Origin of the sequence: Bradyrhizobium rifense (assembly GCF_008123425.1) — a bacterium.
Lineage (GTDB): Bacteria > Pseudomonadota > Alphaproteobacteria > Rhizobiales > Xanthobacteraceae > Bradyrhizobium > Bradyrhizobium rifense.
Genome location: NZ_VSSS01000008.1, coordinates 152,825 through 179,012, shown reverse-complemented (window position 1 = coordinate 179,012; position 26,188 = coordinate 152,825). Strand labels below are relative to the sequence as shown.

The 26,188-nt window shown below is 63.0% G+C and carries 28 protein-coding genes; 10 read left to right on the top strand and 18 right to left on the bottom strand.

Features of this window, described 5'->3' with window-relative positions; translation table 11 throughout:
- Nucleotides 1-889 precede the first annotated feature (889 nt).
- Nucleotides 890-1,564, top strand: a complete 675-nt coding sequence (tenA, locus tag FXB40_RS04005; RefSeq protein WP_148770897.1) for a thiaminase II — start codon at nt 890-892, stop codon at nt 1,562-1,564.
- A 196-nt stretch (nt 1,565-1,760) separates the two neighbouring features.
- On the top strand, nt 1,761-1,931 hold the full coding sequence (locus FXB40_RS47660) for a hypothetical protein (protein ID WP_187436651.1): 171 nt from the start codon (nt 1,761-1,763) through the stop codon (nt 1,929-1,931).
- Here FXB40_RS47660 and FXB40_RS04000 read toward each other — a convergent pair.
- From FXB40_RS04000 to FXB40_RS48985, 6 genes are all read right to left on the bottom strand, one after another.
- Entirely contained in the window at nt 1,912-2,232 is a 321-nt protein-coding gene (locus tag FXB40_RS04000; RefSeq protein WP_148770896.1) for a hypothetical protein, read from the bottom strand. The genes FXB40_RS47660 and FXB40_RS04000 overlap by 20 nt on opposite strands.
- A gap of 339 nt (nt 2,233-2,571) precedes the next feature.
- Nucleotides 2,572-3,315, bottom strand: a complete 744-nt coding sequence (locus FXB40_RS03995; protein ID WP_148770895.1) for an outer membrane protein — start codon at nt 3,313-3,315, stop codon at nt 2,572-2,574.
- A gap of 208 nt (nt 3,316-3,523) precedes the next feature.
- Nucleotides 3,524-3,667 (bottom strand): hypothetical protein, encoded by a 144-nt coding sequence (locus FXB40_RS03990; protein WP_246207354.1) that lies wholly within the window; start codon nt 3,665-3,667, stop codon nt 3,524-3,526.
- A gap of 132 nt (nt 3,668-3,799) precedes the next feature.
- Nucleotides 3,800-4,765: an SHOCT domain-containing protein gene (locus FXB40_RS03985; protein ID WP_148770894.1), complete on the bottom strand. Its 966-nt coding sequence runs from the start codon at nt 4,763-4,765 to the stop codon at nt 3,800-3,802.
- Nucleotides 4,766-5,189: 424 nt separating this feature from the next.
- Nucleotides 5,190-5,468, bottom strand: coding sequence for an AEC family transporter (locus tag FXB40_RS48990; RefSeq protein ID WP_246207353.1), 279 nt, complete (start codon nt 5,466-5,468; stop codon nt 5,190-5,192).
- Nucleotides 5,465-5,812 (bottom strand): AEC family transporter, encoded by a 348-nt coding sequence (locus tag FXB40_RS48985; RefSeq protein ID WP_246207351.1) that lies wholly within the window; start codon nt 5,810-5,812, stop codon nt 5,465-5,467. The genes FXB40_RS48990 and FXB40_RS48985 overlap by 4 nt, the downstream gene beginning before the upstream one ends.
- A gap of 479 nt (nt 5,813-6,291) precedes the next feature.
- Between FXB40_RS48985 and FXB40_RS03975 the strand changes: the two genes are divergently transcribed.
- Together FXB40_RS03975 and FXB40_RS03970 are read left to right on the top strand one after the other, a co-directional pair.
- Nucleotides 6,292-6,633, top strand: coding sequence for a hypothetical protein (locus FXB40_RS03975; protein ID WP_148770893.1), 342 nt, complete (start codon nt 6,292-6,294; stop codon nt 6,631-6,633).
- Nucleotides 6,634-7,030: 397 nt separating this feature from the next.
- Nucleotides 7,031-7,708 (top strand): ParA family protein, encoded by a 678-nt coding sequence (locus FXB40_RS03970; protein ID WP_008135848.1) that lies wholly within the window; start codon nt 7,031-7,033, stop codon nt 7,706-7,708.
- 76 nt (nt 7,709-7,784) lie between these two features.
- Here FXB40_RS03970 and FXB40_RS03965 read toward each other — a convergent pair whose 3' ends face one another.
- The 5 genes from FXB40_RS03965 to trxB form a co-directional block, all read right to left on the bottom strand.
- Nucleotides 7,785-7,931: a hypothetical protein gene (locus FXB40_RS03965; RefSeq protein ID WP_187436650.1), complete on the bottom strand. Its 147-nt coding sequence runs from the start codon at nt 7,929-7,931 to the stop codon at nt 7,785-7,787.
- 132 nt (nt 7,932-8,063) lie between these two features.
- On the bottom strand, nt 8,064-8,210 hold the full coding sequence (locus FXB40_RS47655) for a hypothetical protein (RefSeq protein WP_187434883.1): 147 nt from the start codon (nt 8,208-8,210) through the stop codon (nt 8,064-8,066).
- Between the two features lie 334 nt (nt 8,211-8,544).
- The gene (locus FXB40_RS03960; RefSeq protein ID WP_148770891.1) at nt 8,545-9,516 is read right to left on the bottom strand and encodes a 4-hydroxy-tetrahydrodipicolinate synthase family protein; all 972 of its coding nucleotides are present in this window, start codon (nt 9,514-9,516) and stop codon (nt 8,545-8,547) included.
- A 449-nt stretch (nt 9,517-9,965) separates the two neighbouring features.
- Nucleotides 9,966-10,889: a LysR family transcriptional regulator gene (locus tag FXB40_RS03955; RefSeq protein ID WP_187436649.1), complete on the bottom strand. Its 924-nt coding sequence runs from the start codon at nt 10,887-10,889 to the stop codon at nt 9,966-9,968.
- A gap of 5 nt (nt 10,890-10,894) precedes the next feature.
- Nucleotides 10,895-11,860: a thioredoxin-disulfide reductase gene (gene trxB, locus FXB40_RS03950; RefSeq protein ID WP_148770890.1), complete on the bottom strand. Its 966-nt coding sequence runs from the start codon at nt 11,858-11,860 to the stop codon at nt 10,895-10,897.
- 266 nt (nt 11,861-12,126) lie between these two features.
- On the opposite strand from trxB, the gene FXB40_RS03945 reads away from it, so the two are divergent.
- Entirely contained in the window at nt 12,127-12,606 is a 480-nt protein-coding gene (locus FXB40_RS03945) for an Lrp/AsnC family transcriptional regulator (RefSeq protein ID WP_027534298.1), read from the top strand.
- Nucleotides 12,607-12,609: 3 nt separating this feature from the next.
- On the opposite strand, the gene FXB40_RS03940 is transcribed toward FXB40_RS03945, so the two are convergent.
- The 4 genes from FXB40_RS03940 to FXB40_RS03925 form a co-directional block, all read right to left on the bottom strand.
- Complete coding sequence (locus tag FXB40_RS03940) at nt 12,610-13,005, bottom strand: DoxX family protein (RefSeq protein WP_148770889.1); 396 nt, start codon at nt 13,003-13,005, stop codon at nt 12,610-12,612.
- A 134-nt stretch (nt 13,006-13,139) separates the two neighbouring features.
- On the bottom strand, nt 13,140-13,613 hold the full coding sequence (greA, locus tag FXB40_RS03935) for a transcription elongation factor GreA (RefSeq protein WP_027534300.1): 474 nt from the start codon (nt 13,611-13,613) through the stop codon (nt 13,140-13,142).
- Nucleotides 13,614-13,839: 226 nt separating this feature from the next.
- Nucleotides 13,840-17,304, bottom strand: coding sequence for a carbamoyl-phosphate synthase large subunit (carB, locus tag FXB40_RS03930; RefSeq protein WP_148770888.1), 3,465 nt, complete (start codon nt 17,302-17,304; stop codon nt 13,840-13,842).
- Nucleotides 17,305-17,447: 143 nt separating this feature from the next.
- On the bottom strand, nt 17,448-18,617 hold the full coding sequence (locus FXB40_RS03925) for an MFS transporter (protein WP_148770887.1): 1,170 nt from the start codon (nt 18,615-18,617) through the stop codon (nt 17,448-17,450).
- 112 nt (nt 18,618-18,729) lie between these two features.
- Here FXB40_RS03925 and FXB40_RS03920 point away from each other — a divergent pair, with 112 nt between their 5' ends.
- On the top strand, nt 18,730-19,101 hold the full coding sequence (locus FXB40_RS03920; protein ID WP_148770886.1) for an ArsR/SmtB family transcription factor: 372 nt from the start codon (nt 18,730-18,732) through the stop codon (nt 19,099-19,101).
- A 261-nt stretch (nt 19,102-19,362) separates the two neighbouring features.
- Here FXB40_RS03920 and FXB40_RS03915 read toward each other — a convergent pair whose 3' ends face one another.
- A complete protein-coding gene (locus FXB40_RS03915) occupies nt 19,363-20,064 on the bottom strand; it encodes a class I SAM-dependent methyltransferase (RefSeq protein WP_148770885.1) in 702 nt (233 codons plus the stop codon).
- 104 nt (nt 20,065-20,168) lie between these two features.
- Here FXB40_RS03915 and FXB40_RS03910 point away from each other — a divergent pair, with 104 nt between their 5' ends.
- Nucleotides 20,169-20,693 carry a Dps family protein gene (locus tag FXB40_RS03910; RefSeq protein ID WP_148770884.1) on the top strand — a complete coding sequence of 175 codons (525 nt, stop codon included), beginning with the start codon at nt 20,169-20,171 and terminating at the stop codon, nt 20,691-20,693.
- 125 nt (nt 20,694-20,818) lie between these two features.
- On the opposite strand, the gene FXB40_RS03905 is transcribed toward FXB40_RS03910, so the two are convergent.
- Together FXB40_RS03905 and carA are read right to left on the bottom strand one after the other, a co-directional pair.
- Complete coding sequence (locus tag FXB40_RS03905; RefSeq protein WP_148770883.1) at nt 20,819-21,340, bottom strand: cupin domain-containing protein; 522 nt, start codon at nt 21,338-21,340, stop codon at nt 20,819-20,821.
- A gap of 128 nt (nt 21,341-21,468) precedes the next feature.
- Nucleotides 21,469-22,659: a glutamine-hydrolyzing carbamoyl-phosphate synthase small subunit gene (gene carA, locus FXB40_RS03900; protein ID WP_148770882.1), complete on the bottom strand. Its 1,191-nt coding sequence runs from the start codon at nt 22,657-22,659 to the stop codon at nt 21,469-21,471.
- 224 nt (nt 22,660-22,883) lie between these two features.
- On the opposite strand from carA, the gene FXB40_RS03895 reads away from it, so the two are divergent.
- From FXB40_RS03895 to FXB40_RS03885, 3 genes are all read left to right on the top strand, one after another.
- Nucleotides 22,884-23,339, top strand: coding sequence for a GatB/YqeY domain-containing protein (locus tag FXB40_RS03895; RefSeq protein ID WP_148770881.1), 456 nt, complete (start codon nt 22,884-22,886; stop codon nt 23,337-23,339).
- Nucleotides 23,340-23,426: 87 nt separating this feature from the next.
- A complete protein-coding gene (locus tag FXB40_RS03890; protein WP_148770880.1) occupies nt 23,427-24,566 on the top strand; it encodes an epoxide hydrolase family protein in 1,140 nt (379 codons plus the stop codon).
- Nucleotides 24,567-24,576: 10 nt separating this feature from the next.
- Nucleotides 24,577-26,187, top strand: coding sequence for an acyl-CoA synthetase (locus tag FXB40_RS03885; RefSeq protein ID WP_148770879.1), 1,611 nt, complete (start codon nt 24,577-24,579; stop codon nt 26,185-26,187).
- The last annotated feature ends 1 nt before the right edge of the window (nt 26,188 follow it).

Below are 26,188 nucleotides of genomic sequence, written 5' to 3'. Positions count from 1 at the left end.
CAGTCCAGTGCACTAAACTCCGCCTCATCAGGTGGCAGTAATTTTGTGCACTGTCACCGTAATTCTTTGTGTCGCCTCCGCAGGGTCAGACGGATGACGAGGCGAATAGTTCAAATCTGTTGTGGTGAAGATGCGTGAGCTCGGCGCGGCTCACGCCTGCTTGTGCAATCCCCAGAATGCGATCAGTAGAAGCGCTGCCGCCCCGATCCCTAGCAACACGAGAATTGCTTCCAGCATGACGAATCAAGCCCCGCCCGGGGACAAAGATACACCCGGGCGATGTCCTGTCATCTTGGCCAGCGTGAACCGGCGGGCCATGTTGTCAGATGCCGGATATCTTGTTGCCGACGCGCACTCTCCACGATGGTGTCGCCATTTAGTCACAGGGCCTGACGCGCAGCCTTGCTATTTTGGCGGTTCACTGGAGATCGGACCATGTCAATCGATCGGACACGGACTATCGAGTGGGACGGCAAGGTCTTGAGCGGCTCGGTTGTCGCAAATGGAACACCAACGAAGGTCAATCTTGCGCCCGCACACACGGGCGGGACTGAGTCCGCAGATGCTCCTACCAATCGTTACTTGCCTGGTAGATGGAGTTGGGGCCCGGCGAAATCCTCTATCGATTGGTAGTGATACAAGCAGCGTCGGCGTGAACCGACGGACGCCTTGAAAAGAAATCCCCCAGCCTTGTGAGCCGGCGGGTTCTCGATGCCCATGCATACCGCGGGCACTACGGTGACAGTGCACCAAACTCTCGACACGGGGAGTGTCCGCGACGCTGCTCAAAGCCAGTTTGTGCGCGGTCGCCGTAGCTCCTCGGTTCGCAATGCGCTATCGGTGGCGAGCCAAAGACGTTCATGGAAAAGCAAGCTAGGCGAAAAAGATCATGAGTTTCTTCGAGCGTCTAAAGACAGAAGCATCCGTTGAGTGGCGGGCTTACACCGAGCATCCCTTCACGAACGGATTGGCAGACGGCTCGCTCCCCGAAGCGGCGTTTCGTCACTACCTCGTTCAGGACTACCTGTTCCTCATCGAGTTTGCTCGCGCGTATGCGCTCTCGATCTACAAGTCGCCCAGACTTGCCGACATGCGCGAAGCAGCGGCCGGCCTTTCGGCCATCCTTGATGTCGAGATGAACCTGCATGTGAAGCTCAGTGCCGACTGGGGTCTATCCCCGACCGACCTTGAACAGGCCGCTCCGGCGGCCGAGATGCTGGCCTATACACGCTACGTGCTCGATGCGGGAATGCGCGGCGACCTGCTGGCACTGAAGGTGGCGCTTGCTCCCTGCGTGATCGGGTACGCGGAGATCGCGACGCGGCTCGCCTCGCGCCCCGATGCGGACGCTGCGACGAACGCCTATCGCGTTTGGATCGCCGAGTATGCCGGCACGCCGTACCAGGAGGTCGCAGCCAAAGCGCGGGCGCACATGGAGCATCTCGCCGATCTCTACGCCACGCCGGCCCGCGAGGCAGAATTGATTGCGATCTTCAAGGAAGCCACCCGACTCGAGGCAGACTTCTGGGAGATGGCCTGGCGCGCGGGCCAGCGTGTTCAATAGCCCTTTCGGCAGTCGTCAGGCTCATGACCTGAACGTTGTCAAATTGCGATGACGGGCCTCCTCGATCTGTCGGGCCGAACTTCCGTCACGATTCCTGAAGCCTAGCCGAAACCACGTCTGTCGGCCGCCCCCGCTAGACCACATTCGTCATTTCGCGTAGTCTTCTCGCACAGCAACATGTCAGCGGAGGTCCTCCGTGGAACATCGCGGCGTACGCTTCTCGATCGTCGAAATGCGCTACCTTTCCGGTTGGCAGTGGACCGTCGGGAAGGGCCGGACAATCTCGGTCGGGGTCTGTGCGACCCGACTGGACGCGATCCGCCAGGCTCAAACCTTCATTGACGCGATCATGGACTGGGCAGCCTGAGCTGATCACTCTCCGCCGTCACCATTGCGGGTCGCGAGCCCCGCTGTCGTCTTGAGGCGTTGCCTCGGAACCACCGGGCGCAAGCCTGCTCCTCGCGCGGAGCGTTCAGCCGAGACAATCCGGCATCGATGATCTCGATATCCGCGTTGAGAGTGGCGATCATCCGGGTGATGTCGCGTTCGGCAACGGCTCTCGTCGATTCCACCATCTCGACACGGTGGGCGGCGCGCAGCGTCTCCAGAGCCTCGCGATCCCTGAGCCGCACATCGCCGTCCACGATCAGCGATAGGGCCAGCGGCATGCCGGCTCAATGACCGTGCAGCGCGCGATACCCCGCGTTTCGCAGCTTCAGGACGTGCAAGGTTGCGGATTCAGCCGCGGATACGCGAGACGTCACGTACATCTGCGAGGCAAGGAAAAGGCTGATCGAAAATGCAATCGTCGTCGTCGCACTCGCGATCTGGTGCCAGGCCCTCATCGTTCCCTCTTCTTCCTCAAGACAAACTTTCAATTCAAAAGCACGATCGGGGTCCTATCGTTCCAATGTTCGGGAAAAATAGGCAGTCCGCGTGCCCGCATTCCCCCAAACGCAAAAGCCCCGGCCTGGCCGGGGCTTTCGTCGCACCGCATTGTGTTGCGCTCAGTACCTCGCGACCACCGGTCCACCCGGCCAATCGAATTTGTAGTTGATCCCGGCGCGCACCATATCGCCGCGTTCGAGCACCCGCACAGGGACGACAGCGCCGATGGTGGTTGGCGTGTAATTTGTCGAATTGCCGAGATCGTAGTGCAGATATTCGAGCTTGGCCGACCAGTGCGGCGCGAACATCTTTTCCACGCCGCCGCCGGCAACCCATCCGGTGCGCCATGTCGTGTCGCAGCTGAACCCGCCGAACGCGGTCAGGCCGCACGGATTTTGACCGGCCCGGACCTCGCCATATCCAACGCCGGCGGTGCCGTAGAGCAGCCAGCCATTGACGTCGACGCCGGCGCGAATGCGATCGGTGCCGAAGGTTCGCAGCGTGGAGAAGCAGGTCGCGCCGCCGTTGATGCTGCACAGCAGGGGGCTCGTGAACGTGCCCTTGATATCGGCCCAGTCGAAATCGCCTTCGAAGCCGATGACGAACTGGTTGACCTGCCAGTTGAAGCCGTAGGTGCCGCCGGCCACGCCGCCGTTCGTGGAAAAATTACCCGTCGTGGTTCCGAATGAATCGGTGTGGTTGGTGGTGCCCCAGCCCCATCCCCCGTTGATGCCGAGGTAGAAGCCCGTCCAGGTCGCGATCGGCGGCGGTGGTGGTGGGGGCGGCGCCTTGACCGCCATGTCGGCGGCGAAGGCGGACGTTCCAATCAAGGAGAGAAGTACGGAAATTGCAAAGCGCTTCATGGGTCCCCTCGCGCGCTAGAAACCTTTTAAAATTCTCGTTCCAATTCCCATTCCAGATCGAAGCCTATCAACGGCCGCGTCCGGTGGCTGTGACCGAATTGTCGCTCGTTGGGAAAATGCGCTTTCGCCGAAATTTCGGTTCCGCAACCGGAACTGCATGTGCACTGCAGGCAGCAAGGCGGTGGTACGATGATGGTCGCGGCCAGCGCTAAGGCTGCCTTGTCACGATCATCACCACCACCGGCAACGTCGCCGCCGCCAGCAGCGTGCACAGCGCCACCGCGCCCGAGACCGGGTTCACCAGCCGCTGATACTGAACCGCGAAGCTGTAGGCATTGGCGGCGGTCGGCATCGCTGCGAAGCGCCATTAGGCCCTCCACGTCACCTTCACCGCGCGCGGCGTAAGCGCGCTTGATGACCAGCAAAGTAGCCGTCTGCCAAATGGCTGGCATCCCTCAGAGTGGGTGACGCGCTTGCGAGGAGATTAGAGGCGGCTGAGCAATTCGGCCTTCTTCGACTCGAATTCGCTGTCCGTAAGGATGCACTTCTTGTGCAGGTCGGCGAGCTTTTCGAGCAGCGAAACGATCTCGTCGTGCTGAGCGTGCGGCGGACCGAATTGGTTTGGTGGCGGACTCGCCATTGTCGGTGGCGGCGACGGCGCGCTCTGCGCGGGCTGCACCCAAGGCGCGGGCTGCACCCAAGGCGCCGCCTGCACCGAAGGCTCGGGTTGCACCCAAGGTTCGGAATGGCTGGCATGGGGCTGCTGCTGCGGGGCGGCGCCCGTATTCACTGGGTTGATCCGCGGCAGGTCGGCCACGCGCACCAGCCCGAACTGACTAGTGAAGGTAATCGACTGATCGCCACTTTGCTGTTGCGAAAATCCACCGATCTGGTGCTGGCCCGTATCGTAAACCGACACTTGACCATTGATGTCGACGGCCAACCGCCGCGCGGCGGGAAAGTAGGCATAGCGCAGATTGTTTTGACCGCCCGTCGAACCTGCCATGCCCAGATCGGCGGGCCACCAACTGCCCGATGCTGCATTGGGCACGAAAAGGCTCGCGCCGGTGCCGCCGTAGCCGTTGCTTTGCTGCTGGTGGCTGCCTCCGGTCTGGCCCTGCCAGCCGCCGCCACCTCCACCGCCTTGGGATTGGCTCTGGCTTTGGGCGGGCATCTGGAACAGCGGTTGTCCCTGGATCAGGCTGGACAACTCCTGGCACAGTGAATCGACGCGGCCCTTCAGGTAGTTGTTGAACATGTCGCCGATCATGATCATCCCGCCCATCGACCATTGGCCCATGCCGCCGAATTCCGGATGATTGAATTGGGCCTGGTTGCCGTATCCGGCCGAAACCGCCAGAAGCATGCACAAAACAGCGTCACTCGAAAATCCGTGCCGACGCGCCACATCATCGACGATCCGCCGGCCTTCGTCCGTCAACTGCTGCATGATCTACCCTTACCTGGATGCGCGTTCGTCGCCGAACTGGGAGAATTGCAGGACCTATCACACCCTCGACGGCGACGAAAGGAGCATCGGGTCAAACGCGGAAGTCGGCAACGTCACCGCTAATCTCATTGTGCTTCAAGGATCATCTCGCGGACCAACGAACTTCATCAAAGGACCAATGTCGTCCTGATCTGCAGCCCTGAGAGCCGCGATGTAAGCGCTACGTCGCTCGTTCATCTTTTGATGATCGTGTCCGCTTGTATATCCATACGTATCCAAACTTCGTTTGATGGATACATCTAGGTATACGCCTTTGGGCGCTGCCCTGCCAGAATACAAATCCCGCCAATGCCATAGACCAGGCCGACGTCAGTGTTCGCCGGCAGCACGCCGAACAGGAATTGGGCGGCTGGGACCGGCGCTATCACCTCACCCCCGCCACCACCATCACCACCACCGGCAGTGTCGCCGCCGCCAGCAGCGTGCACAGCGCCACCGCGCCCGACACCGGATTCACCAGCCGCTGATACTGAACCGCGAAGATGTAGGCATTCGCGCCGGTCGGCATCGCCGCGAACAGCACGACGACACCTGTCACGATCGGCGGCAGGTTCAACAGCTTTGCCATCGCGAACGCCACCGCCGGCATCGCCAGCAGTTTTAATGCGCTCATCGCGGCGACGCTTCGCATCTCGCCGTTCACCGCGGAATGCCGAGCATCACGATGTTGCCGTAGACCGAGCCGATCGCGAACACCACGCCATCCTCGCGGTCCTCGCGCCGCTCGCGCATGACCGCGGAGATCATCAGCGCCGCGATCCAAATGAGGGCGAGCGCGCCGTAATAGGCGCCCCACATCCGCCACGGGCTGACGTCGGGGAATTCCGAGACGACGATGGTGCGAAACAGCAGCGCGGGGATCGCGATGCTGAAGGCGAATTCGGAGATGCCCTTGTGCGCGCCCTCGGAGACGAAGCGAAACAGCACCGACGCATAGCCGGCCGCGATCAGCGCAAACACCGGTGCGACGATCAACACGGTGGCCATACGGTCCTCCCCCTCACGGGGAGATTAGGCCGACCACCCCACGCAGCTCTCGATCCTGCCATCATGCCGGTGTTTTGCCCGACGTGTCAAAGGAAATTCGTAAAATCCGTAAGGGGCGGAAATTCGCGAGGGCGCCCAGGGCCCTGGCTACTGTGCATGGGGTTGTTTTCGGGTTTTGGCCGAGGGGCGTCTTTGCCGCGAGGTCGGTGCGCCCCCTCTCCCGCTTGCGGGGGAGGGCTGGGGTGGGGGTCTCGCCGCAATGGGGCACTCCCGATGCGGAACGAGCCCCCACCCGCGCCTTCGGCGCGACCTCCCCCGCAAGCGGGAGAGGTTGACCGAGCGCGGAGCACCGTCCCCCAGTCTATCGGCGACCTCCCTGTTGCCGAGACCGCACAGCCGCCGGGTTTCGCCCTGGCCCTCGTTGCCAACGAACGCCCGTTCACCCACACTCCCTCCCGACTCGACATTTGGGGGGCTCGATGCCGGCGTTTCGCTTGAAGACATCCTTGGCTGCTGCAACCTTTGGGCTGGCGCTGGCCGTTCTGGTCCAGCCGGGCACGGGCTTCGCCTACACGCCGGAGCAGCAGCAGGCCTGCACGCCCGATGCGATGAGCCTGTGCGGCGAGTTCGTCCCGAACGTCGATGCCATCACCGCCTGCATGATCCGGAAGAAGGCGCAGCTGTCGCCGCCATGCCGGGCGTTCTTCCGCCAGGGGCCGGAGCCGGACGAGGTCCGCGCCGGTGCACCAACCAACATCAGGCCCGTCGTGGCGAAGAAGACCAAGCCGAAGAAGAAGAAGAAAAAGACCGACGACGGCTAGGCGTCCGCGCCCCCTTTCACGACACCCTCGACCCCCGCGCGTCAAACTGACTCACGGGCATCAGCCTTGCGACAGCCACCGGACTCGTTTTGTTCGCGCAGGCCGCGCGGGCGCCTGCAGCGATTGCGACCACGCGCAACGGAAAAAACCGCGTGAGGATTTGCGCGGCGAGGTTGTCGTCCGCTCTTCCCCTTGAAATGGCCCGGAAAACGCGCGAATGGCCGCGTGAACAGCGATTCATGACGGTTCGTGTCTGTCGTCGCACGCAGCAGTGTGACTCAAAGCCAACACGTCTTGTTATTTAGTGGCTCTGAGTCAACTCTCGATAAATTTATCTTTCACGAATCAGCGCGGTGATTCATTTTCGTAGCCTGGGGTCAATCTGGAGGCCAGAGGTATGAACGTTATTGTTTTTGCATCGCGTAAAGGCGGCTCGGGCAAGAGTACCCTGGCTGCACATCTTGCTGCGCAGATCAAGGCGAGCAAGCAGGTGATGCTTGTGGATGCGGATCCGCAAGGCTCGCTCACGCTGTGGCACAAGCTGCGTGGCACCAACGAGCCGCCGATCAAGGCGGCGGTGAACTCGGTCAGCGGCATCGTCTCCGCGGCCAAGCGCGACGGTTACGAGTGGGTGCTGATCGACACGCCGCCGAATCTCTCGGCCGTGGTCGACGACGCCATCAAGAACGCGACGATGGTGGTCATCCCGGCACGGCCCGGCGTGTTCGACGTCAACGCGGTGCAGGAAACCATCCAGATGTGCCGCGCGGCGCGCAAGCCCTACGCGGTCGTGCTCAACGGTGCTCCGGCGCGTCGCGACGAATCCGAAAGCCCGATCGTCACGATTGCCCGCGAGGCGCTGGCAAAATTCCGCGCTCCGGTGTGGGGCGGTCAGATCACCAACCGTTCGGATTTGTTGATGGCCCTTAGCCACGGCGAAGGCGCGCGTGAGTATCAGGCCGAGAGCCGTGCAGCTCAGGAAATCGGAAGGCTGTGGGCGGCGATCGAGCGTTCAGTGAAAGCCATTCGCGGCACGGCGTCGGCGTCCGGCGCAATGCACAAGCAGGCGGCATAATTTCATCAATCATTCCCCGGACGACAAACGCGCGGAGCGTCCCGCGCGTTTTGCGTTTCTGGGACTGATGGTAACGTTACGCGATCATCAGCATGTAAAACACGATGACCGGCGACAGCGTCAGGATCACCGACCAGATGCCGATGGCCCAGATAATGTCTTCGGTGGAAAAGCCCTGCTGTCCGGCGTCGTAATGCGACGCCGCATCATTCTGATTGTTCAAGATCGCCCCCGCGATTTCTTCGCTTATGGGTCGAACGATACGTGGGATGTTTTAAAATTCCGGGCCGCTAGAGCGCTCGCATTTTGAGCGCATTTGCCACCACGGGTTAACCTTCCCCGCGATCTTGCGCCGTCAGGCGAGCCAGACCCGAAACAGCAGCACCGGCATCAGGCCGAGCATCACGGCCCAGAAGCCGAACGACGACACCACCAGGATTCCCTGCAAAAGATCGGCGGGCGCGAAGATTTCCGCCGCGGTCGGGCGAACGCGTTGCCCCATGGTCATTCCCCCTGTTTGAAGACTTTGCAGGGAAACGATAGGCGCGATTGCGTAAACGAGGCGTGGATGCACCATGCGGCAGGTGCGAACGGAGTTCGCGTCCGGTTAACCACGCGATGCTCTCTCACGCCCTCTCCCCGTCCTTACGGGGAGAGGGAGGGTGAGGGGCTGCCTCCGCGCGTGCGGCGGAGGCGAGGGCGGTATCTAAACCCACCCACAATGCCTGCGCCTGATCTCGTCAACGTGCTCCCACACGGATTTCACATCCTCGTCCATCAGCCCGATGTCGCGGCGCAGCCAGGCGGACATCGGATATGCCTCGACCCGTCCATACTCAGGTCTGCATGATAGGCGTTGCCATATGGCTGTCGGGGCGTAGTGCCACCAACGGTTCTTCATAGGCCGATTTTTCTGACCTCCGCTCGATCTCGCGATCGAGCGTGGCTGCAAGCTCGCTGCTCACTTCCACCATCGGCAGGCGCACCTCGGGGCTGTCGATCAGGCCGCTTCGCCACAGCCAATACTTCGCCGGCGCCGGGCTCGGCTCAGCGAACAACAGCCGCGTCAGCTCCGCGACCTCCTGCCAGCGCGCCTCTGCTGCATCCGGGTTGCCGCGCCTCAGCTCGGCATGCACGGCGGCGAAGGTTGCGGTCTCGAGATGCGCCGACAGCAAAATGCCACCGTCGGCGCCGTCGCTGAGCGCCTCGAAATAGTTGGCGTCCTCGCCGGTGAGCACGCGAAAGCCCTGCGGCCGGTCGCGCAGCAGCGCGATCGACTGCTCGCGGCTCGCGCCGCAATCCTTCAGGCCGATGATGTTGGGATGCTCGGCGAGCCGCAGCAGGGTCTGGTTGGTGATGCCGACGGCGCAGCGATAGGGGATGTTGTAGAGCGCGAGCGGCCAGGCGGCGTGATCGGCCAGCGCTTCGAAATGCGCGAGGATGCCGCGCTGCGACGGCCGCACGTAATAGGGGCTCGCGATCAGATAGAAGTCGATCGGCCAGTGCGCGGTCTCATCCAGCCGCTCCTTCATCCGCGAGGTGTCCGCGCCCGACAGGCCAAGCCCGATCGGCACGCTGCGGCGGCCGGCGGCCATCTCGTCGCGGACGATGGCGACGAGGCGTTCGAGCTCGGCGTCGCGCAGCGTCATGCCTTCGCCCGAGGTCGCGCCCAGGATGAAGCCGTCGATGCCTTGCGTGCAGTAGTGCCGCGTCAGCCGCCGCAGCGATGTCTCGTCGAGGCGGCCATCGCGAAACGGCGTCACCAGCGGCAACCAGAGCCCATGCATATGGGTTCGCAAATCGGTCATGTTGTTATCTCCTTCTCAAGGAAAAACCTGAGACGGAGGGCACATGAAAAAAACCCCGTCCAGGCGGCGGGGTTTTCGGGATTTGCTTGCGATGACGAAGCCGTGTTTAGCGCGCGCAAAAATCCGAGGTCCCCGGGTGGGGGCCTTTTTTCGAGACGATTGCGCACGACTTCGTGATCATTTGGAAATGATGCGGGGTATGCCCAAAACTGTCAATACACGCGGAAGGCGAAAGCCTGTTTGGGCAGAAAAAAAGCCGGACCCGAAGGCCCGGCTTAGGTATTGGCCACGTGAGGCCGACACAATCACCTTCCAAGAGGGATTACTGAACTCCCGCGCCACTGGAGGAGGGGGACAAATGCGCAACGCGAAGGCTCAGCGTGTAAACATTATGGGCTTGACCCGCGGCATGCAGCAACAGCCGAGGCCGCATGTCAGTCATGCGGAAATCAGGACGGCCAGCGCTGCGCTTTGCTCACCACGAAGTCGCGGAACACCTGCACGCGCGCGACCGTCTTCAGCTCTTCCGGATAGACGAAATACGTATCGAGCTGGATCGAATCCGATTCGCCGAACAGTTGCACAAGGCGGCTCTGTTCTTCGATCAGGTAATCCGGAAGTGCCGCGATACCGAGACCCTGCTGACAGGCGCGCACGAGGCCAAGGATGTTGTTGACCTTGAAATAGGCTTCGCGCGGACCCGAGCCGTTGCGGCCGGCTTCGATCAGCCAGTTGCGATTCTGCAAATGCGGCGCGAAGTTGCCGTCGGACAGCGTGATGATGCGGTGGGAGTCGAGCTCCTCCAGCGTCCGCGGCGTGCCGAAGCGCTTGATGTAATCCGGCGAGCAATAGGCGTGGAAGCCCATCGCGAAAAGCTTGCGCTGGATGAGATCCGGCTGCGTCGGCTTGCGGGTGCGGATCGCAACGTCGGCCTCGCGCATCGACAGATCCAGCTCCTCGTCGGTGACGATCAGCGAGATCCGGATCTCCGGATAGAGTGCGGTGAATTCGCCGAGCCGCGGGATCAGCCAGTTGATGCCGACGCCGGGTGTGGTGGTGATCTTGAGATCGCCGCTCGGCCGCTCGCGGCTGTCGGTCAGTTTCGCGCGCGCCGCCTGCAGTTGCATGAACACGTCATGCGCGGTGCGGAACAGGAGGTCGCCCTGCTCGGTGAGGATCAGGCCGCGGGCGTGGCGGTGGAACAGCGAGACCGAGAGCTCCTGCTCCAGCGCCGAGACCTGGCGTGACACCGCCGATTGCGACAGGCCGAGCTGCTCTCCCGCATGCGTGAAGCTGCCCGCTTCCGCCGCCGCGTGAAACACCTTCAGCTTGTCCCAATCCATATCCGTAAATCCGTCGCGTGTTCGAGGCATGATCGTTATTCCGCTGCCGCGCGCTCGCTGGCGCGCAGGGCCAAGAAACGTTCGGCCTCGAGGGCTGCCATGCAGCCGAGGCCGGCGGCCGTGACGGCCTGGCGATAGGTTTCGTCAGCGACGTCGCCGGCGGCGAACAGGCCGGGCACCGAGGTCGCGGTCGAGTTCGGGGCGACCTCGACATAGCCCGACCGTTTCAACTTGACCTGGTCTTTCACAAGCTCGGTCGCGGGCGCATGGCCGATGGCAACGAAGACGCCGTCGGTCTTCACGTCCGAAAGCGCACCGGTCTTGACGTTCTTCAGCCGCACATGGGTGACCTTGTTCGGGTTCTCAGTGCCGCAGATCTCGTCGACGGCGGAGTCCCAGACCACCTTGATCTTCGGGTGCTTGAACAGGCGCTCCTGCAGGATGCGCTCGGCACGGAAGTGATCGCGGCGGTGCACGATGGTGACCTGCGAGGCATGGTTGGTGAGGTACAGGGCCTCCTCGACCGCGGTATTGCCGCCGCCGACCACCACGACGTCCTTGTTGCGGTAGAAGAAGCCGTCGCAGGTGGCGCAGGCCGACACGCCGCCGCCCTGGAATTTCGCCTCAGAGGGCAGCCCGAGCCAGCGCGCCTGCGCGCCGGTCGCGAGGATCACGGTTTCGGCGAGATAGACATCGCCCGAGTCGCAGGTCAGGCGAAACGGCCGCTGCGTGGTCTCCAGCTTGGTGACCAGGTCGGTGACGATCCTGGTACCGACATGGACCGCTTGCTTCTCCATCTGTTCCATCAGCCAGGGGCCCTGGATCACGTCGGCGAAGCCCGGATAGTTCTCGACATCGGTGGTGATGGTGAGCTGGCCGCCGGCCTGCATGCCCTGGATCAGGATCGGCTCGAGCATCGCGCGCGCGGCGTAGATCGCCGCAGTGTAGCCCGCGGGCCCGGAGCCAATAATGACGACCTTTGCATGAACAGGAGCGGACATATTCACGGACGCCTTTCACCGGGGGATTGCAGCGCGGGCGCGGAACGTGCCGGGAGGCCTCGCGGAGGCGCTGAAATATCAGAGCTAATCTAAGCCTTCTGGTGAGCTATGCAAGAATTGCATTCCCTGTCGGCGGATTTTTCCAACAAGGAACAAAAGTCGATTGCGCTGCACGCGCAATAAAATTGCTCAGTTGGCTCGGATTGGGCTATGAGGATTGCGACAGACCCACCCGATACCGCCGTAAGGCCAGGAGTTCCAATCACGTGTCGCGGAACCTAGACGAGATCGACCTCAAAATTCTCGCCGAGATCCAGGCCGACGGCCGAATCACCAATGTCGAGCTCGCCAAACGGGTCGGGATCTCCCCCCCGCCATGCCTGCGCCGCGTTCGGGCGCTGGAGGAGGAGGGCTACATCCACGGCTACCGCGGACTGCTGGACGCGCGAAAGCTCGGCTTCGACGTCACGGTGTTCGCCGCCGTGCACCTGTCCAGCCAGGCGGAAGCGGATCTGCGCGCCTTCGAGGAATTCGTGCGCGCCGAGCCGCTGGTGCGGGAGTGCTGGATGCTGTCCGGCGAGGTCGATTTCATCCTGAAATGCGTCGCGCCCGACATGGCGACCTTCCAGGATTTTGTGACGCACCTGACCGCCGCGCCCCACGTGCGCAACGTGCGGACCTCGCTGGTGCTGCACAATTCGAAGTATGAGGCGGCCGTGCCGCTGGACGTAAAGGGACGGCGGTAGGAGTCACCGCCGCATCGCATCCACACTGATCGGACCGCTGCCGGCGGCTGTGAAGAAGAGGCACGCGAAGCACAGCACGATCGCCAGCGCGCCGTCGTTGACGATAGGAAAGAAACTGTGCGGCAGGTGCTCGATGAAATAGGCGAAGGCCATCTCACCGGACAGGATGAAGGCAGCCAGTCGCGTGAAGAGGCCGATCATCAGCAGGCCGCCCAGCACGAATTCGAACATGCCGGCAACGCCCCAGAGCGACAACGGCGTGACCTCAGAAAACATCTCCACCGGGGGAAACTTGAACAGTTTGGCTACGCCATAGTGAAACAATAGTAGCCCGGTGATGAAGCGGAAGAGGCTGAGCAGATAAGGCTGGCTTTGCGTGGCGATGCGATCGATGTCCATCGTGTCCTCCCTTGCTCGGACGGCAGCGCCGAGCATGACGGAGGACGGTGCGGTTCACAATCGCGCGCTGGACACATTGCGAAACAGAAAAGCCGCGCAGAGCGCGGCTTTTCAGGCTGCTTTTGCGGAGTGGATTACCGCCACTCCACCTTGGTGATCTCATACGCCTTGGCGCCGCCGGGGGCGTTGACCTCGACGGTCGAGCCCTTCTTCTTGCCGATCAGCGCGCGCGCCAGCGGCGAGGTGATCGAGATGCGGCCCTTCTTGGCGTCGGCCTCGACCTCGCCGACGATCTGCCACACCGCCTTCTTCTCGGTGTCCTCGTCCACCAACGTCACGGTGGCGCCGAACTTGATGGTGTCGCCGGAGAGCTTGGAAATATCGATGATGTCGGCGCGCGCGAGCTTGTCTTCGAGCTCGGCGATGCGGCCTTCATTGTGAGACTGCTCTTCCTTCGCGGCATGGTATTCCGCGTTCTCGGACAGATCGCCGTGCGAACGCGCCTCGGCGATATGCTCGATAATGCGCGGACGGTCCTCAGACTGGCGCTTCTTCAATTCTTCCCCGAGTGCGGCAAAGCCGCCCGCTGTCATCGGAACCTTTTCCATCTCTTCTCTCGTCCTTCAGTCGCGCGCCCTGCAAAAACGGAGGGCGCGCCAACCTTGATTCGTCAGTATGTCCGGGGGCTGAACATGCCGCCGCCCGGAGCGTTATGTGGGTCTGGCGCCGGAACAGAACAACCACATGGCCGGACAGTTCCTCCGGCCATTGTGGCTTCATCGCCAATCACTTAGCGGACGGCTTAACCTTCAAGGCCTGGCCTTCCGCTCGTGATCAGGTTTCCGAAAAGTAGCTCTGCAGGGTACGAACCTCAAGGTCTCCGCCAAGGTAGGCGCGGATGCCCTGCGCGGCCGCCACGGCCCCGGAAAGAGTGGTGTAATACGGCACTTTATGCAAGAGGGCCGCGCGCCGCAGCGATCGGCTGTCGGCAAGCGCCTGCGGGCCTTCGGTGGTGTTGAAGACCAGCTGGACGTCGCCATTGGTGATGGCATCGACGATATGCGGCCGCCCTTCCAGCACCTTGTTCACCTTCTCGGTCGGGATGCCTTCGTCGGTCAGGAAGCGCGCCGTGCCGGAGGTCGCCAGCACCTTGAAGCCGAGCGAATGCAATTCGCGCACGGCCTCCGCGATACGGGTCTTGTCGCTCTCGCGCACCGAGACGAACACGGTGCCCTTGCGCGGCACCCGCGTGCCACCGCCGAGCTGGCTCTTGGCGAATGCGACCGCGAAGGAGCGATCGATGCCCATGACCTCGCCGGTCGAGCGCATCTCCGGACCGAGCACCGTGTCGACGCCGGGGAAGCGGGCGAAGGGAAACACCGATTCCTTCACGCCGACATGCTTGAAGTCGGCCTTCTTCAATTTGAAGTCGGCGAGCTTCTCGCCGGCCATGATGCGCGCCGCAATCTTTGCGACCGGTGTGCCGACCACCTTGGCGACGAACGGCACCGTGCGCGAGGCGCGCGGATTGACTTCAAGCACGTAGATCTCGCCGTCCTTGATCGCGTATTGCACGTTCATCAGGCCGACGACGTCGAGGCCGAGCGCGAGCTCGCGGGTCTGCCGCTCCAGCTCCTCGATCATCTTGGCATCGAGCGAGTGCGGCGGCAGCGAGCAGGCCGAGTCGCCGGAATGGATGCCGGCTTCCTCGATGTGCTCCATGATGCCGACGATGAAAGTGTCCTTGCCGTCGCAGAGGCAGTCGACGTCGATCTCGGTGGCGTCGGACAGATAGCGGTCGAACAGCAGCGGGTTCTTGCCGAGCACGGTGTTGATCTGCCCGGTCTTGTCGTTCGGGTAGCGCGCCTTGACGTCGGCCGGCACCAGCTCCGGCAGCGTGCCGAGCAGGTAATCGCTGAGCTGGTTCTCCTCGCGGATGATCTGCATCGCGCGGCCGCCGAGCACATAGGACGGGCGCACCACCAAGGGCAGGCCGAGATCGGTCGCAACCAGGCGGGCCTGCTCGACCGAATAGGCGATGCCGTTCTTCGGCTGCTTCAGCCGCAGCTTGTCGAGCACGCGCTTGAAGCGGTCGCGGTCTTCGGCGAGGTCGATGGCGTCGGGTGAGGTGCCGAGGATCGGCACTTCGGCGGCTTCCAGCGCATGCGCGAGCTTGAGCGGGGTCTGGCCGCCGAACTGCACGATCACGCCATGCAGCGTGCCGTTCGTGCGCTCCTTCGCGATGATCTCCAGCACGTCCTCGGCGGTGAGCGGCTCGAAATAGAGCCGGTCCGCGGTGTCGTAGTCGGTCGACACCGTTTCCGGGTTGCAATTGACCATGATGGATTCGTAGCCGGCGTCATGCAGCGCGAAGCAGGCATGACAGCAGCAATAGTCGAACTCGATACCCTGGCCGATACGGTTCGGACCGCCGCCGAGGATGATGACCTTCTTCTTGTCCGACGGCGTGCTCTCGTCGGCAACGCTGCCTGCAAACGGGGACTCGTAGGTCGAGTACATATATGCGGTGGGCGAGGCGAATTCGGCCGCGCACGTGTCGATGCGCTTGTAGACCGGACGGACGCCGAGCGCGTGACGTTTCGCCGTGAGCTCGGCCTCCGTCGTCTCGGCGAGCACCGCAAGGCGCGCGTCCGAAAAACCCATGGCCTTGAGCGTACGCATGCCGAAGGCATTGCCGGGCAGGCCGTGCTTCCTGACCTTCTCCTCCATGTCGACGATGCCGCGCATCTCGCCGAGGAACCACGGATCGATCTTGCAGGAGTTGAAGATGTCCTCGTTCGACCAGCCGAGCCGCATGGCTTGCGCAACCTGAAGAATGCGGTTCGGCGTCGGCGTGCCGAGCGCGGCGCGGATCGCATTCTTGTCGTCGTCGCGGCCCAGACCTTCGATCTCGATCTCGTCGAGGCCGGTCAACCCGGTCTCGAGCCCGCGCAACGCCTTCTGCAGGCTCTCCTGGAAGGTGCGACCGATCGCCATGACCTCGCCGACCGACTTCATCGACGTCGTCAGCGTGGTCGATGCACCCGGGAATTTCTCGAAGGCGAAACGCGGGATCTTGGTCACCACGTAGTCGATCGTCGGCTCGAACGAGGCCGGCGTCGCGCCGCCGGTGATGTCATTGGCGATTTCGTCGAGCGTGTAGCCGATCGCAAGCTTGGCCGCGACTTTTGCGATCGGGAAGCCGGTGGCCTTCGAAGCCAGCGCCGACGAACGCGACACGCGCGGATTCATCTCGATCACGACCATGCGGCCGTCTTCCGGATTGACGCCGAACTGCACGTTGGAGCCACCGGTCTCGACGCCGATCTCGCGCAGCACCGCCAGCGAGGCGTCGCGCATGATCTGGTATTCCTTGTCCGTCAGCGTCAGCGCCGGAGCGACCGTGATGGAGTCGCCGGTGTGCACGCCCATCGGATCGAAATTCTCGATCGAGCAGACGATGATGCAATTGTCCTTCTTGTCGCGCACCACCTCCATCTCGAACTCCTTCCAGCCGAGGACGGATTCCTCGATCAGGACTTCGTTGGTGGGGGACGCGTCGAGGCCGCGCTCGATGATGTCGAGGAACTCTTCCTTGTTGTAGGCGATGCCGCCGCCGGTGCCGCCCATGGTGAAGGAGGGACGGATGATCGCGGGCAGGCCGATCTCGGACAGCGCCATCATGGCCTGTCCTAGCGCATATTCCTGGTAGCGCTTGCGGCGGTCGCCTTCGCCGAGCGTCCACTGCCGCTCAAGCTCTTCGAGCGCCGCACCGGACGCCTTGGCGCGCTCGGCCTGATACTTGTCGCGGAACGACTTCTTCAGCTCGGACGCATTGGCGAGCCGCGACTTCGGCGTCTCGAGCCCGATCTTGGTCATGGCCTCGCGGAACAGCTGGCGATCCTCGGCCTTGTCGATGGCATCGGCCGTCGCGCCGATCATCTCGACGTCGAACTTGTCCAGCGTGCCCTGCCGGCGCAGCGACAGCGCGCAGTTCAGCGCGGTCTGTCCGCCCATGGTCGGCAGCAGCGCGAAGCCGCCGGGAATGACGTGACGTTCCTTCTCGATGATCTTTGCGACGATCTCGGGCGTGATCGGCTCGATATAGGTCGCATCGGCCAATTCCGGATCGGTCATGATCGTGGCCGGATTGGAATTGACGAGGACGATGCGATAGCCCTCTTCCTTCAACGTCTTCACCGCCTGCGTGCCCGAATAGTCGAACTCGCAGGCCTGGCCGATCACGATGGGACCGGCGCCGATGATCAGGATGGTCGAGATGTCGGTTCGTTTAGGCATCACCGCTCGCGGGCTGGAATTCGGGCACAAAAAAAGGGCGCGCTTGCCGCGCGTCCCCTTGTGCGAGAGCGCGGGGTCGCCCCTCGCGCGCGGGTGGGTCTTAGACCAGTTTTCGGGGCGGCGAAACCCCGAAAAACGCCCCATCAACCGGCAATTTTGACGGGTTTCAGCCGCGCCTGCCAGCCACGGGCGAGATGCACCAGAAGGGCCATTGTGACGCTCGCGCCGCCGACCCAGCCAAGGTCGGACGGGCCCCACGCCGCAAGCACGGCGCCGCCCAAGGCTCCCCCGATCGCAAAGCCAAGATACATGGCCGAGGCGTTGATGGAGAGCGCGACCATCGAGGCCTGCGGGTCGATCCGGATAATGCTGGCGATCTGGGCCGGATAGAACGCCCAGCCCGAAATGCCCTGGAGAAAAATCGGCCCCAGGATCGCATAATGCGCCTGCCCAGGGAGGAATTTCAGCACCAGCGAATGGAGGAAAAGCGCGCTGGCCATGCCGATCAGTCCGAGCGCCGCGGTGACGACGGTGCCGAGCCGGTCGGCCAGGAGGCCGCCGAGCATATTCCCGATCGCCGCGGCTGCGCCGAACACCAGGAGTGCGAGGCTGATGTGCGAGGCGTCGAAGCCCAGAGCGCGCAGCGGGACAGCAAAATAGGTGAACATGGTGAAGCCGCCGAGCGCCCATAATACCGTGATGAGGAGCGCGATCAGGACGTTGCCGTGACGCGCCACGGCCAGCCGCTCGGCGAGCGAAGCTGTGCTTTTGGGCAGGCCTCGGGGTAGCCCAAGAAGCAGGCCCGTCAGCGCGATCGCGCCCAGCATTGCGACCATGGCGAACGTCGCGCGCCAGCCGAACAGGCTGCCGACGAGGTTGCCGAGGGGGACACCGATGACGGTCGCGACCGTCATTCCCGACGTGACCAGCGCCACCGCCCGGCCGCGACGTTCCGGCGAGGCGACGGCGACCGAGACGGCAAGCGCCGTCGGCATGCAAAGCCCGGCGCCGACCGCCATCAACATGCGCGAGGCCAACAGCAGCGCGTAGCCCGAAGCCATCACCGCGAACAGGTTTCCGGCGATGAAGGTCGAAAGCGCCAACGCCAACACCGTGCGGCGGTCGATGTTGTTCAACGTCACCGCCAGGATCGGCGAGCCGACGGCGTAGGTGAGGGCGTAGGCGGTCACCAATTGACCGGCGGCCGAGACCGAAATTGAGAGGTCGTTGGCAATCGTCGGCAAAAGGCCTGCAATAACAAAGCTTTCGGTGCCAATTGCGAATGCCGCCAAGGCTAGCCAGAACACGCTCATTGCAAATAACCCTATGTTCAATGTTTATTGAACTATCGAATACGACGGCCTCGGAGTCAATTGGTTCAAGAACTATTGAACATTCCGCCCGCATCGCTATGATTCAGTGATCATGAGCCGCACGCCTCCCCACCCCGCCCGCGAGCAGATCGAGCTGCCGATGGTTCTGGATTGCTTGAGCGATCCGATCCGGTTGGCGATCGTGTATCAGCTCGCCCAGCAGGAACCTGTCAGCAGCGAGCTTTGCTGCGGCGACTTCAACGGCCTCTCCGGGAAGTCGAACCTCACCTATCACTTTGCGAAGCTGCGCGAATGCGGCCTGATGCTGACGCGCGTCGCGGGCACCAACCGCTTCATGCGGCTGCGTCGCGAGGATCTCGAGGCACGCTTTCCCGGCCTGCTCGACGCCGTGCTCAAGTCAGCGGCCAAGGACGCGGACAGGCTTCAGCTTGTTGCGGAGTGCGATGTGGTTGAGGCGGATTGAGCCGCGGACAAAGTCCGTCTTCGCTTTCGCCGCGCTTCAGCTACGCCGGACACGCTTCGCCCCTCTCGGGCCTTTCGTGGCTGCGCCACGCGTAGCCCCGAAGGGGCGAAGCGTGGAGACCCGGCCTGGATTTGAACCAGGATGAAGAGCGATGCACTGCTCTCGCGTAGACGCTTCCGCCACCGGGCCGCGGCGATCATTGCCGATCGAGGTGCGACAAGCCACCTCAGCCAATCGTTATGCTTAACGCACCCAGGGAACTTAACGGACCAGAGGCGGCCGGGCGATGAAGGTCATGCGCCAGCGGTTGTGCCCGATATTGGTGTTGGCGCGCTGGCTGGCGAAGCCAGCCGCCTTCAACTTGGCCGTGATCTCGTCCTCGCTGTAGCGCTTGAGTCCGATGCGCGAGCGCAGATGACGGTAATCTGACAGCGCGGTGCTGACCAACCCGATCAGCGCGTCCTTCAGGAAGCCGTGGCGCAGGCCGAAGGACAGCAGCGCCGTCACGTCCCGGCCCATGCCGACATGGGGCTGGAGGATATCGCCGAGCACCAGCTTGCCGGACGGTTTCAGGATGCGCCGGACATTGAGGAGCGCGGCATCGAGCTCCTCCGCCGTCATGTATTGCGCGACCGAATTCATCACGACGAGATCGATGGACTGGTGCTGCATTTTGCGGACGTCGTCGAGCGAGCGGACGCGGATCCTGGTGTTGGGCGCAAACCGCGCGATCAGCCGGCCGCGCACGCCGGGTGCGGGCTCGGCCAGGATCAACTGGCCGCAGGCAGCCGCCACCTGGCCCGCCGACAGCGCCTCGCCGCAGGCGTAGTCCAGCACGGTCGCCTCGGGCGAGGTGATGTAGCCGATGATGTCCCGCGCGATGATCTGGAAGTGCAAATCGCGATGCAGCTTGCTGACATAGATCGTATGCGTCGAGTCGTAATAATCGATCCAATCGTCCATGGTATCCCGCCCAGCGGTTCCTGTGTTGGAACCGCGCTGCCCGCCTTGCGTTAGGGGTGCGACGGCGCGCCGTCAATGTCCGCGTCCTAACAGGAAGGTTTCCCGTGAGCAAAGCCCCTAGCAAGGTCTCTCCCGACCTCGACACCCCCACCGATCTGCAGCCCCAGGCGGTCAACAAGGTCTCGGAGGCGCTCAACGTGCTTCTGGCCGACGCCTTCGCGCTGTACCTCAAGACCAAGAATTTCCACTGGCACATCAGCGGCCGACATTTCCGCGATTACCATCTGCTGCTCGACGAGCAGTCGGACCAGATTTTCGCCACGACCGACCAGCTCGCCGAGCGCGTCCGCAAGATCGGCGGCGCCACGGTGAAATCGATCGGCCAGATCGCAAAGCTCCAGACCATCAAGGACAACAACGAGGACTACGTACCGCCGCGCGAAATGCTGCGTGAGCTGATGCAGGACAACAAGCATGTCGCCGCGGCAATGCGCAAAGCGCACGAGGTCTGCGACGACGCCGGCGATGTCGCCAGCGCCAGCATCCTCGAAAACTTTATCGACGAGACCGAGCGTCGCACCTGGTTCCTGTTCGAGGCCACCCGCCAGGAAGGCGGCAACGAGGCGTAAGGGCACGGTGCCGTAGGGTGGGCAAAGGCGCGCTCTTGCGCGCCGTGCCCACCATCTATCCTCACAATTCAAATCGATTGGTGGGCACGCTTCGCTTTGGCCACCCTACGGCACCGTTGTTGTGACTACCGCCACAGCCGCATCAACGCGCCGTGCTTGCCCGTCACCGGATCGGCCGGCGGCCGCGCGACGTTTGGAATCGTCTTCAACGCCTTGGCGTGATTCTCCGGCGTGGCCCGCGTGATCTCCATCTTTGATCCCGGCGGATAGGCGCCGATCACACAGAAATCACCGCTCGCATTAATGCACTGATGTCCGGTGCCGGCCGGCAGGATTGCGACATCGCCGGCCTTGATGTCGAGCTCCTTGCCGTGATCGCCGCCGAAGCGAACGCGGGCATGGCCGCGCGCGACGCCGAGCACCTCATGCACCGTCGCGTGGTAATGCAGGTAGTCATAGACGCCGTTGCGCCACGTGCCGCCCCAATTGTTGGTTTCGAACAGGTTTTCGATGGTCTCCTCGGGGCGCTTCGGATCGAGCTTCACCGCGCCTTGGTAGACCAGAAAGGGGAGAATGTTGTTCGGCACCAGCCCGTCATCCTCGAAGACGATGGCGAGCGGTTCGGCATAGCCGCGGACTACGGACATGGCAGGGCTCCTGCACAATCGTAGCAGAGATCAACGAGCGGCGTGAGGCGGCGTTCCCTTGACGAAAAAAGCCCGGGACAAAGGCCCGGGCTCAATGTCGTCAAAGCAGGTTGCGAGAGAGCGGAGCCTTACGCGCTCTTCTTCTGTCGCATCAGATCGGCAAAGCGCTGGAACAGATAGTGCGAGTCGCGCGGACCCGGCGAAGCCTCGGGATGGTACTGCACCGAGAACACCGGCCTGCCGTCGAGCTGGATGCCGCAATTGGATCCGTCGAACAGCGAGATGTGGGTCTGCGTCGCGCCCTTCGGCAGCGTGTTCTCGTCCACGGCAAAACCGTGGTTCATCGAGGTGATCTCGACCTTGCCGGTGGTCTCGTCCTTCACGGGATGATTGGCGCCGTGATGGCCCTGATGCATCTTCTTGGTCTTCGCGCCGACGGCGAGGCCGAGCATCTGATGGCCGAGGCAGATTCCAAAGGTCGGCGTGCCCGACTTGATCACGTCCTGGATCACAGGCACTGCGTATTTCCCGGTCGCGGCCGGATCGCCCGGGCCGTTCGACAGGAATACGCCGTCCGGCTTCATCGCCAGAATGTCTTCGGACGAGGTCGTCGCCGGCACCACCGTCACCTTGCAGCCGACGCCGGCGAGCAGGCGCAAAATATTGCGCTTGATGCCGTAGTCGATCGCGACGACATTGAATTCAGGCTTGTCCTGGCGGCCAAAACCCTTGTCCCACAGCCACGGCGTCTCGTCCCAGGTGAAGCGCTGGCCGGAGGTGACCATCGGCACGAGGTCCATGCCCTCAAGGCCGGGCCATTCGCGCGCTTCTTCCTTCATGCCATGCAAATCGAACTCGCCGTCCTTGGCGTGCGCGATCACGGCATTAGGCATGCCCTTGCTGCGGATCAGCGCAGTCAACGCGCGGGTGTCGATGCCGGAAAGGCCGATGATGCCGCGCGCCTTCAGCCACTGGTCGAGATGCTTGGTGGCGCGGTAATTCGAAGGGTTGGTGATCGCGGTGCGCAGGATCACGCCGCGCGCGCCGGGCGTCGCGGCCATGTTCACCGTCTCGATATCTTCCTCGTTGGTACCGACATTGCCGATATGCGGGAAGGTGAAGGTGATGAGCTGGCCGGCATAGGAGGGATCGGTGAGGATCTCTTCATAGCCGGTCATCGCGGTGTTGAAGCAGACTTCACCGACGGCGTGGCCTTCGGCGCCGAGACCAAAGCCTTCGAGCACCGTGCCATCGGCGAGCACGAGGAGCGCGGTCGGTTTATGGTCCGGCCAGGCGGTATCGTTTTCATGTTGTGTCATGAGCCCGCTTCATAAGCCCCCGACGCGCGCCCGTCAAAGCGGGAAACGGCGGATTCACATGCGTTTTTGCATATTTGACAGGTCCCCTCAGGCACTTAAGCTGGAACGGGTAATTTTTGCGCAGTTTCGGCCGCCGGATCGGAAACAATCAACCGTGGGCCCGGTATGGCCTCTTTCCCGCAAACGGCTTAGATCAGGCGCAACGGATTGAGAGGATCACGGTCATGCTGCGCGACGACATCAACAATGCGGTCAAGGAGGCGATGAAGGCCAAGAACGAGCGCAAGCTGTCCACGCTGCGCATGGTCAACTCGACCATCAAGAACGCCGACATCGAGGCGCGCGGCAACGGCAAGCCACCGCTGTCGGATGCCGATTTGCTCGGCGTCTTCCAGAAAATGATCAAGCAGCGCCAGGAGTCGGTCGAGCTCTACGACAAGGGCGGTCGCGCCGAGCTCGCCGCCCAGGAGCGGGAAGAGATCGCGGTCATCTCGGCGTACTTGCCGAAGCAGATGTCGGACGACGAGGTGAAGAAGGCGATCGCGGACGCCATCACCGAGACCGGCGCCGCCGGCATGAAGGACATGGGCAAGGTGATCGCGGCGCTGCGGGCGAAGTACGCCGGGCAGATGGATTTCGGTAAGGCCAGCGGCCTGGTGAAGGCGGCGCTGACGGGCTAGCTCTTCCTCGTCCAGGGGAGGATGGGCACCTTTGTCGCCGCCGCGATCCGGTCTACTCTCCCGGCATAAACAATCGGGAGCTAACCGATGACCGCCGCGATCAAGCCGTTCCGCATCGCCATCAGCGACGACATCCTCGCCGACCTCAAATCACGCCTCGCCCGCACCCGCTGGCCGGAGGCGGAGCTGGTCGATGACTGGAGCCAGGGCGCGCCGCTGAAATGGATCCGGGAGATTTGCGCCTATTGGGCCGACGGTTACGACTGGCGCGCGCGTGAAGCAAAACTCAACCGCTTCGATCAGTTCACCACCGAGATCGACGGGCTCGACATCCACTTCCTGCATGTGCGCTCGAAAGAGCCGGCCGCGCTGCCGCTGATCGTCACCCATGGTTGGCCCGGCTCGATCGTCGAATTTCAGAAGGTGATCGCGCCGCTCGTCGATCCGGTCGCGCATGGCGGCGATCCCGCGGACGCCTTCCATGTGATCTGCCCCTCGCTGCCGGGCTTCGGCTTCTCTGCCAAACCAAAAACCACCGGCTGGGGTGTCGACCGCATCGCCGCGACCTGGGCGAAGCTGATGGACCGGCTCGGCTATGCGCGCTACGGCGCGCAAGGCGGCGACTGGGGCTCGGCGGTGACGACCTCGCTCGGCATGCAGGACGCCGAGCATTGCGCCGGCATCCACATCACGCTCGCCTTCAACGCGGCGCCGAAGGTCGAGGGCGAGGCGACGCCGGAGGAGAAGCGCGCGCTGGCGGGGCTCAAGCATTATGTCGATCTCGACTCCGGCTATTCCAAGCAGCAATCGACGCGGCCGCAGACGCTCGGCTACGGGCTGACGGATTCGCCGAGTGGGCAGGCGGCCTGGATCCTGGAAAAATTCTGGGCCTGGACCGATTGCAATGGCCACCCCGAGAACATTTTTGACAAGGACGAGCTGCTCGACAACGTCATGCTCTACTGGACGACGGAGACGGCGACGTCGTCGGCGCGGCTCTATTGGGAAAGCTTTGGCAAACGCCGGACGACGCCGGCCGTGAAGGTGCCAACCGGTGTTGCGGTGTTTCCCAAGGAGATCATCACGCCGGTGCGGCGCTGGATGGAGCCGAACTTTTCCAACATCACCCATTGGAGCGAGATGGAGAAGGGCGGGCACTTTGCCGCATTCGAGCAGCCCGAGCTGTTCGTGCGCGAAGTGCGAAAGTTTTTCGCGACGGTGCGGTAGGATCAAGTCCATGCTGACCGAAGCCTCAACCTACGACGAGCTCTACCGCAACTTCCGCTGGGACATCCCGGCGCGTTTCAACATGGCGGAGGCCTGCTGCGACCGTCATGCCGACGGCACGGGCCGCCTCGCGCTGGTCTATGTTGACGAGAACGGCGCGACCACGCGCACCTCCTTCGACGAGGTCGCCGAGATGTCGCGGCGCTTTGCCAATGTGCTGAAGGCAGATGGGCTTGTGCGCGGCGATCGCGTCGCCGTGTTCCTGTCGCAGTCACTTGAATTGCCGATCGCGCATCTCGCCGCTCTCCGCTCGGGGATGATCTCGATCCCGCTGTTCGCCCTGTTCGGCGAGGACGCGCTGGAATTCCGCCTATCGAATTCACAAGCAAGAGCCATCATCACCGATGAGGCCGGCTGGGAGAAGCTCACAAAGGTCCGCGACCGGTTGCCCTATTTGCAGGACATCTACGTCACAAGCGGCGCCGTTCACGCTGGCGCAAAACCGTTCTGGTCGGCGATCGAAACGGCATCCGAGGAATTTGCGACCGTCGAGACCTCGGCCGATGATCCCGCGCTGATCATCTACACATCAGGGACCACAGGCAATCCGAAGGGCGCGCTGCATGCGCACCGCGTCGTGCTCGGTCATCTCCCCAATGTCGAGATGTGCCACAACTTCCTGCCCAGGCCCGGCGACCTCATGTGGACGCCGGCGGACTGGGCCTGGATCGGCGGGCTCGTCAATGGCCTGTTCGCGTTCTGGTATCACGGCATTCCCCTGGTCGGTCATCGCGCGCGAAAATTCGAGCCGCAGGCGGCGATGCAGATGATGGCCGATCTCGACGTCCGCAACGTCTTCCTGCCGCCGACGGCGCTGAAGCTGATGCGACAGGCCGGCGTGAAGCATTCCGGCGTCAAGCTGCGCAGCATCTTTACCGGCGGCGAGTCCCTCGGCGGTGAGTTGCTCGGCTGGGTGCGCGAGACCTTTGGCGTCAACGCCCATGAGGTATTCGGCCAAACCGAGTGCAATCTCGTGATCGGCAGCAATTCGAACCTGTTTCCGATCCGCCCCGGCTCGATGGGCAAGGCGACGCCGGGTTTTGATGTCCGCATCGTCAACGACAAGGGTGAGGAGCAGCCACGCGGGCACCGCGGCATCATCGGCGTGCGTCAGCCGTGCCCCGTGACCATGCTCGAATACTGGCGCAATCCCGAGGCGACGGCGAAGAAATATGCCGGCGAATTCCTGCTCACCGGTGATCTCTGCGTGCAGGATGAGGACGGCTATTTCTGGTACGTCAGCCGCGAGGACGACGTCATCACCACCGCCGGCTATCGCGTTGGCCCGTCCGAGATCGAGCATACACTGATGAAGCACCCATCGGTAGCGATGGCCGCCGTGGTCGGCATTCCCGATCCGATCCGCACGGAATCGATCAAGGCCTGGATCGTGCTGCGCCCGGGCTTTGCTGCGGGCGATACGCTCGCGCGCGAGATCCAGGAATTCGTGAAAGTGCAGCTCGCAGCGCACGAATATCCGCGCTTCGTCGAGTTCGCCGAGACCTTGCCGATGACGGCAACCGGCAAGGTGCTCCGGCGCGAGCTGCGGGCGAGAGGTTAGT

Bases quoted from the DNA above. Each gene is read 5' to 3' on its own strand.
- FXB40_RS03920 (WP_148770886.1), top strand. From the start codon at position 18,730: ATGAGCCGCACGCCTCCCCACCCCGCCCGCGAGCAGATCGAGCTGCCG.
- FXB40_RS03915 (WP_148770885.1), bottom strand. From the start codon at position 20,064: ATGGACGATTGGATCGATTATTACGACTCGACGCATACGATCTATGTC.
- FXB40_RS03905 (WP_148770883.1), bottom strand. From the start codon at position 21,340: ATGTCCGTAGTCCGCGGCTATGCCGAACCGCTCGCCATCGTCTTCGAG.
- FXB40_RS03970 (WP_008135848.1), top strand. From the start codon at position 7,031: ATGAACGTTATTGTTTTTGCATCGCGTAAAGGCGGCTCGGGCAAGAGT.
- FXB40_RS04000 (WP_148770896.1), bottom strand. From the start codon at position 2,232: ATGCCGCTGGCCCTATCGCTGATCGTGGACGGCGATGTGCGGCTCAGG.
- greA (WP_027534300.1), bottom strand. From the start codon at position 13,613: ATGGAAAAGGTTCCGATGACAGCGGGCGGCTTTGCCGCACTCGGGGAA.
- FXB40_RS03985 (WP_148770894.1), bottom strand. From the start codon at position 4,765: ATGCAGCAGTTGACGGACGAAGGCCGGCGGATCGTCGATGATGTGGCG.
- trxB (WP_148770890.1), bottom strand. From the start codon at position 11,860: ATGTCCGCTCCTGTTCATGCAAAGGTCGTCATTATTGGCTCCGGGCCC.
- FXB40_RS03940 (WP_148770889.1), bottom strand. From the start codon at position 13,005: ATGGACATCGATCGCATCGCCACGCAAAGCCAGCCTTATCTGCTCAGC.
- FXB40_RS03885 (WP_148770879.1), top strand. From the start codon at position 24,577: ATGCTGACCGAAGCCTCAACCTACGACGAGCTCTACCGCAACTTCCGC.
- FXB40_RS03960 (WP_148770891.1), bottom strand. From the start codon at position 9,516: ATGACCGATTTGCGAACCCATATGCATGGGCTCTGGTTGCCGCTGGTG.
- FXB40_RS03890 (WP_148770880.1), top strand. From the start codon at position 23,427: ATGACCGCCGCGATCAAGCCGTTCCGCATCGCCATCAGCGACGACATC.
- FXB40_RS03995 (WP_148770895.1), bottom strand. From the start codon at position 3,315: ATGAAGCGCTTTGCAATTTCCGTACTTCTCTCCTTGATTGGAACGTCC.
- FXB40_RS03895 (WP_148770881.1), top strand. From the start codon at position 22,884: ATGCTGCGCGACGACATCAACAATGCGGTCAAGGAGGCGATGAAGGCC.
- FXB40_RS03955 (WP_187436649.1), bottom strand. From the start codon at position 10,889: ATGCCTCGAACACGCGACGGATTTACGGATATGGATTGGGACAAGCTG.
- FXB40_RS47655 (WP_187434883.1), bottom strand. From the start codon at position 8,210: ATGGGGCAACGCGTTCGCCCGACCGCGGCGGAAATCTTCGCGCCCGCC.
- carB (WP_148770888.1), bottom strand. From the start codon at position 17,304: ATGCCTAAACGAACCGACATCTCGACCATCCTGATCATCGGCGCCGGT.
- FXB40_RS03975 (WP_148770893.1), top strand. From the start codon at position 6,292: ATGCCGGCGTTTCGCTTGAAGACATCCTTGGCTGCTGCAACCTTTGGG.
- carA (WP_148770882.1), bottom strand. From the start codon at position 22,659: ATGACACAACATGAAAACGATACCGCCTGGCCGGACCATAAACCGACC.
- tenA (WP_148770897.1), top strand. From the start codon at position 890: ATGAGTTTCTTCGAGCGTCTAAAGACAGAAGCATCCGTTGAGTGGCGG.
- FXB40_RS48985 (WP_246207351.1), bottom strand. From the start codon at position 5,812: ATGGCCACCGTGTTGATCGTCGCACCGGTGTTTGCGCTGATCGCGGCC.
- FXB40_RS03990 (WP_246207354.1), bottom strand. From the start codon at position 3,667: ATGCCGACCGCCGCCAATGCCTACAGCTTCGCGGTTCAGTATCAGCGG.
- FXB40_RS03925 (WP_148770887.1), bottom strand. From the start codon at position 18,617: ATGAGCGTGTTCTGGCTAGCCTTGGCGGCATTCGCAATTGGCACCGAA.